General features: G+C 59.2%; 8 protein-coding genes and 1 pseudogene. 5 read left to right on the top strand and 4 right to left on the bottom strand.

Translation table 11 applies throughout. From position 1 onward, the window contains the following. The 5 genes and pseudogenes from BGIM_RS66565 to BGIM_RS0127105 all read left to right on the top strand — a co-directional run. Nucleotides 1-261 (top strand): annotated as a pseudogene (locus BGIM_RS66565) (hypothetical protein); the annotation flags it as partial. A gap of 320 nt (nucleotides 262-581) precedes the next feature. After that, nucleotides 582-1,379, top strand: coding sequence for a hypothetical protein (locus BGIM_RS0127090; RefSeq protein ID WP_020472840.1), 798 nt, complete (start codon nucleotides 582-584; stop codon nucleotides 1,377-1,379). Next, nucleotides 1,376-1,981 carry a hypothetical protein gene (locus BGIM_RS0127095; RefSeq protein WP_020472841.1) on the top strand — a complete coding sequence of 202 codons (606 nt, stop codon included), beginning with the start codon at nucleotides 1,376-1,378 and terminating at the stop codon, nucleotides 1,979-1,981. The genes BGIM_RS0127090 and BGIM_RS0127095 overlap by 4 nt, the downstream gene beginning before the upstream one ends. A gap of 147 nt (nucleotides 1,982-2,128) precedes the next feature. Then, nucleotides 2,129-2,827, top strand: coding sequence for a TIGR03067 domain-containing protein (locus BGIM_RS0127100; RefSeq protein ID WP_157369449.1), 699 nt, complete (start codon nucleotides 2,129-2,131; stop codon nucleotides 2,825-2,827). A 166-nt stretch (nucleotides 2,828-2,993) separates the two neighbouring features. Next, nucleotides 2,994-3,365 (top strand): VOC family protein, encoded by a 372-nt coding sequence (locus tag BGIM_RS0127105; RefSeq protein WP_020472843.1) that lies wholly within the window; start codon nucleotides 2,994-2,996, stop codon nucleotides 3,363-3,365. 30 nt (nucleotides 3,366-3,395) lie between these two features. Here the strand turns inward: BGIM_RS0127105 and BGIM_RS0127110 are convergent, their stop codons facing one another. The 4 genes from BGIM_RS0127110 to BGIM_RS52620 all read right to left on the bottom strand — a co-directional run. Then, entirely contained in the window at nucleotides 3,396-4,289 is an 894-nt protein-coding gene (locus BGIM_RS0127110) for a hypothetical protein (RefSeq protein WP_020472844.1), read from the bottom strand. Between the two features lie 60 nt (nucleotides 4,290-4,349). Then, nucleotides 4,350-4,805: a hypothetical protein gene (locus BGIM_RS58350; RefSeq protein WP_020472845.1), complete on the bottom strand. Its 456-nt coding sequence runs from the start codon at nucleotides 4,803-4,805 to the stop codon at nucleotides 4,350-4,352. Between the two features lie 57 nt (nucleotides 4,806-4,862). Beyond that, nucleotides 4,863-6,449: a serine/threonine-protein kinase gene (locus BGIM_RS58355; RefSeq protein WP_052640020.1), complete on the bottom strand. Its 1,587-nt coding sequence runs from the start codon at nucleotides 6,447-6,449 to the stop codon at nucleotides 4,863-4,865. Between the two features lie 187 nt (nucleotides 6,450-6,636). Next, nucleotides 6,637-7,298 (bottom strand): TlpA family protein disulfide reductase (locus tag BGIM_RS52620; protein WP_020472846.1); only part of this gene is annotated, 662 nt, incomplete at its 5' end.

Below are 7,298 nucleotides of genomic sequence, written 5' to 3' on the forward strand. Positions count from 1 at the left end.
CCGCTGCGCGTGCTGGCATTCCCGCTGGTGGTGATCGGGGCGAACTCCATCTTCATCTATTGCGTGAGTCATTTGCTTGGCGGCTGGATTCGCCGAACGCTGGCCACGCATTTGTTCCTGCTGGAACGCCACTACGAATTCCGTACCTATACGGTGTTCGGCCCGGAATATGAATCACTGGTCCGTGGCGGCTTGGTGCTACTCGTGTATTGGCTGTTGTTGCTGTGGATGTATCAGCGGCGGATCTTTGTGAAGATTTAAGAGGGTATCGGCGATCATTTGGGAAATGGCGGCAGGGAAATGGTTTTCCGGTCTGAAGGACCGGCTAATCCAGCCCAGCCCGTGAGGGCTGGGTACGATCACCATCGAGCGACCCCGGTCTGAAGGACCGATTATCCGCCAAAGGCCCGTCAGGGCCGTGAAGACAAACGCCCGCCGATAACCGGTCCTTCAGACCGGGAAAACCTTGGGGGCATGGTATTCCCAGCCCTCACGGGCTGGGCTGGATTAACCGGTCCTTCAGACCGGAAAACATCGCCTTGTCGTCATTGCATCTTTGCTTCAGAAACGGAGTTCATCGCGTGAAACTGTTCGCAGGCTTGTTCCTCCTCCTTGCGGTCGCCCCGGCGGCGTTTGCCAAGCTGGAAATCACCAACGTGCAGCCGGCCCACGGGATGCTCGGGCCGGTTCGCGATTCGGACGATGTGTATCCGCTTGATGAATATGTCGTGCGGTTTCAACTCAATGGCGTGAAGACGACGGCCGAGGGGAAGACCGATTGCGAACTGGCCATCCGGCTGGTCAACGCGGCCGGGAAAGCCGTCGTGGACACCAAGGCCACGCTGCAACGGGTGATGTCGCTCGGCGGGGACAGCGTGCCGACGTTTGCGGTTGTCACTTTCCCGGCGGTCGCGCCGGCCGGCGAGTACAAACTGACGGTCAGCGTGCGGGACCGCGTTGCCTCCGAAACGGCTTCCCTTGAGCGGAAACTGACCTGCAAGACCGGCGAGTTTCACCTTCTCGCCCCGCGTTTCACACACGACCCTGAGGGAAAAATTCCCGCCGGGACGACCGGCGTCGCCGGGGAATCCCTTTACTTTCGCTTCAAGGTGGCCGGGTATGACAAATCCAAAAAGCTGAGCCTGACGATGAAGGCCGAGGTGTTGGATTCGGCCGGGAAACCCGTGGATGCCAAGCCGATCATTGCCAACGCGGACACCACCGACCCGGAAAAACTCGCCAGTTTGATTCAGGCCAATTTCACCGGCACGCTGGCCCTGAACCGGGTCGGCGAATTTAAATTGAAGATCACGGTCGAGGACAACGTGGCCAAAAAGACGGTCACTTTTGAAACCCCCGTGAAAGTCCTCGCCCCGTGACAAATCTCCCGGATGCGCTGGCCCTTCTGAGCCGGGGGGACGCCCGTTGGGTGGCCATCGATGCCGACGGCCGGGTGAGCCTGACGGCTGTCGCGACGGGGTTGATCGTCCCCGGTTCGTTCAACCCGTTGCACGCGGGCCACACAGAACTAGCGGCCATTGCGGAACGTCGGTTTTCCCGGCCGGCCAGCTTTGAAATCAGCCTCTTCAACGTGGACAAGCCGGAACTTCCCCCCGAGGAAGTGATCCGGCGAACGTCCCAATTTCAGGGCCGCGCCACGGTGATCCTGACTCGCTCGCCCACCTTCGCCGAGAAGGCCGGACTTTTTCCCGCCAGCATTTTCGTCGTCGGGGCCGATACCGCCGGCCGGGTGATTGATCCCCGCTACTACGGCCACGATCATGCGATGATGCTCGCCACCCTGACGGCCATTCGCGGAACCGGCTGCCGGTTTCTGGTGGGGGGCCGATCGCTCAACGGCGGCCCGTTCACGGATCTCGCCTGCCTGCCGATTCCCGAGAGCCATGCCGACTTGTTCGAGGGAATTCCGGAGACGGAATTCCGGGTGGATTTGTCCTCAACTCAATTGCGAATCGGATAGATCCCCAGACGAACCCGTTGGTTGACGACGCCGGTTTTGGAATATCCGTGCGAACATCAACCCTTGTCGCCGTGTGGACGGGTTCACAAACTCTTTAGATACCGGAACGATTCCGGTTACATCCTCAAGTTTTTGCCGGAGTCTCTCATGAAGTTGCATTGGATTCTGTTGTTCTCTCTCGTGTTCGGTTGTGCTCTGCCTGGTTGCAAGCCCTCCGAGAAGGCCATCGCCGAGAAGGCCGCCACCGACAGCGAAGTCAAGGCTCTCGAAGGAAAGTGGAAGATCTCCTTCCGCGAAGGCTCGCAAAGCGAAGACGAGGAAGAAGGCGACAAGCCCGTCATCGACCCGACCTACTACTACGTGATCGAAAAGAACATTCTCCGCGAAGAGTTCAAAGGCCGGGACGGGGCCATTGAAGTCATCAGCCGCCGGAAGATGACCATCGATCCGAACAAGACGCCGAAGACGGTTGATCTTGTTTATGTCGATGACAAGGGCAACGAACTGAAGGAACGGACGGTCAAGAAGGGCATCACCGGCAAGAAGAAGCCCGTCACCAAGGCCATCAAGGACGTGGGCATCTACAAGCTCGACGGCGACAAACTTGAGTTCTGCATTAGCTGGGACGAAAAGAACCGCCCGACCGACTTCACCGCCCCGCCGAAGTCGAGCCGATATGCGTTCAAGCTGGAACGCATCAAGGACGGCTCGGAACCGAAGGCGGCCGAAGAAGTGAAGGACAAGCCCAAAGATGAGGCCAAGGACAAGAAGGATAAACCCAAGGATGAGGCCAAGGACAAGAAGGACGACAAGAAAGACGAGGCCAAGGAAAAAGCCAAGTCGTGAGTAAGTTGGGGAAACTCAAATCCCTTGCCCCCGGCAAATGCCGGGGGTTTTTTCGTTGAATGTTTCCCGTCGCTTCGCTTCGGGCTTGCGACCCGTCCGGCGGCCTGAGTATCATGGCCGACTCGTTTGATTCTCTCCCCGACTCATTCCGACATTCGGAGCTTTCATGAGCAAGAACAACACCATCTGCTGGGCGGACATCCCCGTGGTCGATCTGGACCGGGCGATCCGGTTCTATTCGGCCGTCCTCGGCAAAGACGTCGTCAAACAATCCGGGCCGGGCTTCGAGTTTGGCTTGCTTCCCCACAGCGACGACAACGTCGCGGGCTGTCTGGCCAAGATGGAGGACAACAAGCCCTCGGAAACCGGCCCGCTGGTTTATCTGAGCGTGGACGGCCGCCTCGACGCCGCCATCACCGCCGCCCGCGATAACGGCGGCCGGATCATGAAAGAACGCCACCCGATCGGCCCGCACGGCCACCGGGCCGTGATTTTGGACACCGAAGGGAACCGGATTGCGCTGCATTCGACGACGTGAGAGAGTTCTGGCCGTTTGCCAAACGCCCCGTTAGCAAACCATTCCTTCGACGAGAACACCGAGGGAATCGGCAATTTCTCTTCCCAAATTCTCTTTCTCTTCGGACACCCAGACCATGAAGCCATATTTGTGTTGCTTCCCGACTATTTCAAGGGTCGGATATGCGAAGTAAGCTAGTTGCCTCGCATGGGCCAAGTGATCGAATTGATCTATTCGGGAGAACCAATTGTCGACTTGCCAGAAATCCTTGCATTGAATGGGAACGACCGGAGGAGCCAGATCAAACAAGGTCTTGACCGCGTGCGGCGCTTTTTCTTCCCAAGAGGGTCTCCAACGACGCGGTTGGCCGTGCAAAGTCCGATATCGTTGAAACTCTTGCATGGCCCTTTCACGAATACCTGAATCGCCGGATCGAAACGCCCGACTCAACTCCCGCATGGCCACTTCTTCCAGAAACGAGCAAGGAGTGTACATTCGACAACTTGGTTGGTGAACATAAATGGCCGGGTACGAACGGGCCAGATTCAGCCAAAATTCCACCAGATCGGAAAATGTGCAGTTCAGCTTCAACGGTGAACCGAGCCATCCTCCTTCAAATGTGTTGTCGTCATTCACGCTGATTTCGATGAAACGGTTTGACCGCTCCCAACGCCACACATTTTCAAATTCGTGTTCCCGGAGCGACACAGTTCCCGGAAGGCATGAAATCGCCACCGCCATAGCTGTTGTTTGATATTCCTCGATCACCCCCACCATTACGCTTGTGAATGGCTCAAGAATCTGATTGGGTCCGCTACAAAAAAACAGATCGGTTTCGGAGAAACCCGCCAATTTGCACAACAAGAATTCTTCTTCAAAATCGGTCATGTTTTTCCCATGTTGTCTGGCGAGATGATCTCCGTCGTCGATGATCGAATTGGCCATCCGCTCTTGGCATTCATGCAAATGATTGATGTTGTCGTTTTCAGCAACAACGCCATGTCCTCAATACGGCCGGCCGGGTCGGTAAGGATACTTGGGATACGGCGTCACCCGCGTGGATTCGTCCGGGCCGTCCCATTGGGCGTTGACGTAGGGCAGCGGGTCGGCGGCGATGTCGGTCCAGGTGACGCCGGGAAACACGAACAATTCGGCGTGGTCTGAATCCCAGGTGCCGTATTGTTCTTCAGTTGGCAGCCAGAGCAGGATGAATTGGGGATCGTAGCCCTCGGCGTCGGCCACCAGGTCGACCGCCGGGATGGCGTAGTGGCCGTCTTCGCCCGCGTGCGGGTCGCCTTGCGGCTTCTTCTTCGGGCAGGTGTTGATCCAAACCATGCCGACCTTGAGCTTGCTCAACGGAAGCAGTTTGATTTGCCCCGGTTCGCACTCACTCGTGTCGTACTTCAGCTTTTTCCGGTTGCGGAGGAATGCTTGCAAGTCTTCCGGAACGGCCACAGCCATATCTTCGCCCTCTCGAATTCTCCTGTCATGCCGACTGCCTTGGGCAGCCGGGCCGGCTCACCGATCCAAATCCACGCGGGGGAGATCCTTCTTGGGGAAGTCCTTTTTGGGAAACGGGAAATCTTCCTTCTTGGGGAATGGAAAATCCTTTTTGGGCGGTGGAAACGGCGGATCGAATTTGGGCCGAGGCTCCGGTTCAACAACAATTGGCCGTGCCGGTTCCGGTGTCTCCGGCTTCGATTTCTCCGCCGGGGGCGGTTCGTCCGGCGCCGGTGTCTCTTTCGGTTTCACCTTGGGCGGCGTCTCCGGCGGCGCGATCACGGTGATCGTCGGGGACGGCCGCGTCAGTCGCCAGCCAAGCACCAAGGTGAGCGCCAGGAAAAGGACGCCGAAACCGATAAGGATCGGACGCAGCGATTGCTGTTCTTGTCGCTTTCGCTTTTTCTTTTTCTTCGGAACCGGCGAGGGGGGGGAAGCCTCTTCTTGCTTGTGCCCGGCCGGAAGCGGGGAGACGGGGGCCTTGGCCGTCTTGTCGGCCGGGCGGACGGCCTCGGTCATCTCCGCGTGATGATCTCGCGGACTCCGGGTGTGATCGCCGACGGGGAGGACGTCGTCAATCACAAGCCCCACGGTTTCCCATTCTCCCGCCGGGCGGCCGACGGCGGTTCCCTTGCCCATCTCTTTTTCGATTTGCGAAAGTTCCGTGGCGACCTCGTCGGCCGAGGCCGGGCGATCGTCCCGTTTTTTGGCGATCAGGCGGTCGATCAACGTTGACAATCGCGGAGGAGTCTCCAGTTTCACCATCACCGCCGAGGGGGGATTGTCCGTGCCGATGGCCATGAGGACCGACATGAGCGTCGGCCCTTGAAACGGCATCTTTCCGGTGGTGAGCCGGTAGAGCAGCACGCCGAGGCTGAAGAGATCGGCGCGGGCATCCACCTTTTCGCCACGGGCCTGCTCCGGGGACATGTAATGGGGCGTGCCCACCACCAAGCCGGTGTCGGTCAGGGCATCGGCCGCCTTGTCCTGGCGGGCGATGCCGAAATCGAGGATCTTCACCCGGCCGGCCGGAGCCTCCAGCCAGATGTTGGCCGGTTTGATGTCACGGTGGACAACGCCCTTGGCGTGGGCGTTTCCCAAGCCGCGGGCAATTTCCCGGCCGATGCGCAGGATGGATTTGGTTGTCAGCGGCCGGCCGCTTTTGAGGAATGCCTCCAGCGACGTGCCCTTGAGCAGTTCCATCGCCATGTATGGAATGCCTTTGTCCTCGCCGACCGAGTAAATCGTGGCGATATTGTCATGCTTGAGGGCGGCCATCGCTTGGGCTTCGCGGATGAAGCGCGGCCCCGCGTCGGAATTGGAAAGCAAGCCGGGCCGCACCACCTTGAGGGCGACCTGTCGGCGCAAGACCATGTCTTCCGCCAGAAACACCGCCCCCATGCCCCCCTCGCCGAGTTTCCGGCCGAGGCGATAGCAACCCAGTTGGGGGGGGAATTCCGGTTGGGGCTGAACGCCAAAGGTCGGCATGTAATTGACGGGCGCCCCGGTGAGGGTGCCGTCAAAGGGAGGCGGAGAATAGGTATCGGGAGCGGGTGGGCGCGGTTTTCTCGCCGCCTGTGTTTCGTCGGTATCTTCGTTTGTCATCCCGGTCGCCCCCGGCACCGCGCCAACCCCGTCCCAATAATTTAACTTACGCAACCTTCGTATGCTCGCCATTTCTTTTTCAGACTGGAAGTGAAAGGCGGGGTATTTTTGAGAGGAGGCGGGTAATTCGTCGCCGGGAGAAGTTTTTACGTGCCGAAACCTGAAAACCAGAGGACTCTCGTTTCGATTAGTTCCGGTTGGTCAGGTAACTTTTGATGATCCCCTCGACACGGGCAAAATCGGTGTCGGTCCCGCCGCCGCGAAAGAGGATGTTGCCCTGCCGGTCGAGCAGAACCAGCGTCGGCACATATTGCACGTTGAAGAGGGTTTGAACCTCGCCCACGCGGCGATCACGTTCCAGATAAACCTTGTAATTGACTTCTTTTTGACGCGCGACCTCATCAACCCATTTGGCCCGTTGGGCGAAGGGGCCATCCTGTTCGCACGCGACAGCCACCACCTCCAGCCCGCTGGCTCCATAATCAGCCTGCAATCGTTTGATCGAAGGAATGGCCCGCTTGCATGGCCCGCAGGTGGTGCTCCAAAAATCGAGCAGCACCAGACGCCCTCTGGCATACCGGAATTCCCATTCGCTGCCTGTCAGGTCGGCCAGCACAAAATTCGGCGCCCGGTTGGCATTCGTCGGCAACCGTGACATCGGTGGATCGACCGCCGGAGGCCGGCCATTCGCCGGCGGAGGCGGGGGAGCGGACCGGATATTCGCGGTCGGCGGGTTGTTCGTGTTGATCCCGGCAATGTTCTCCGGTCGCGGCGACGCGGGCCGCGCGCCGCCCGACGGGGCAGAACCCGGTTCCCAGCCACGCTCGCCGTTGTTGACCGGAGTCGGCG

This window comes from Zavarzinella formosa DSM 19928, from assembly GCF_000255705.1.
Lineage (GTDB): Bacteria > Planctomycetota > Planctomycetia > Gemmatales > Gemmataceae > Zavarzinella > Zavarzinella formosa.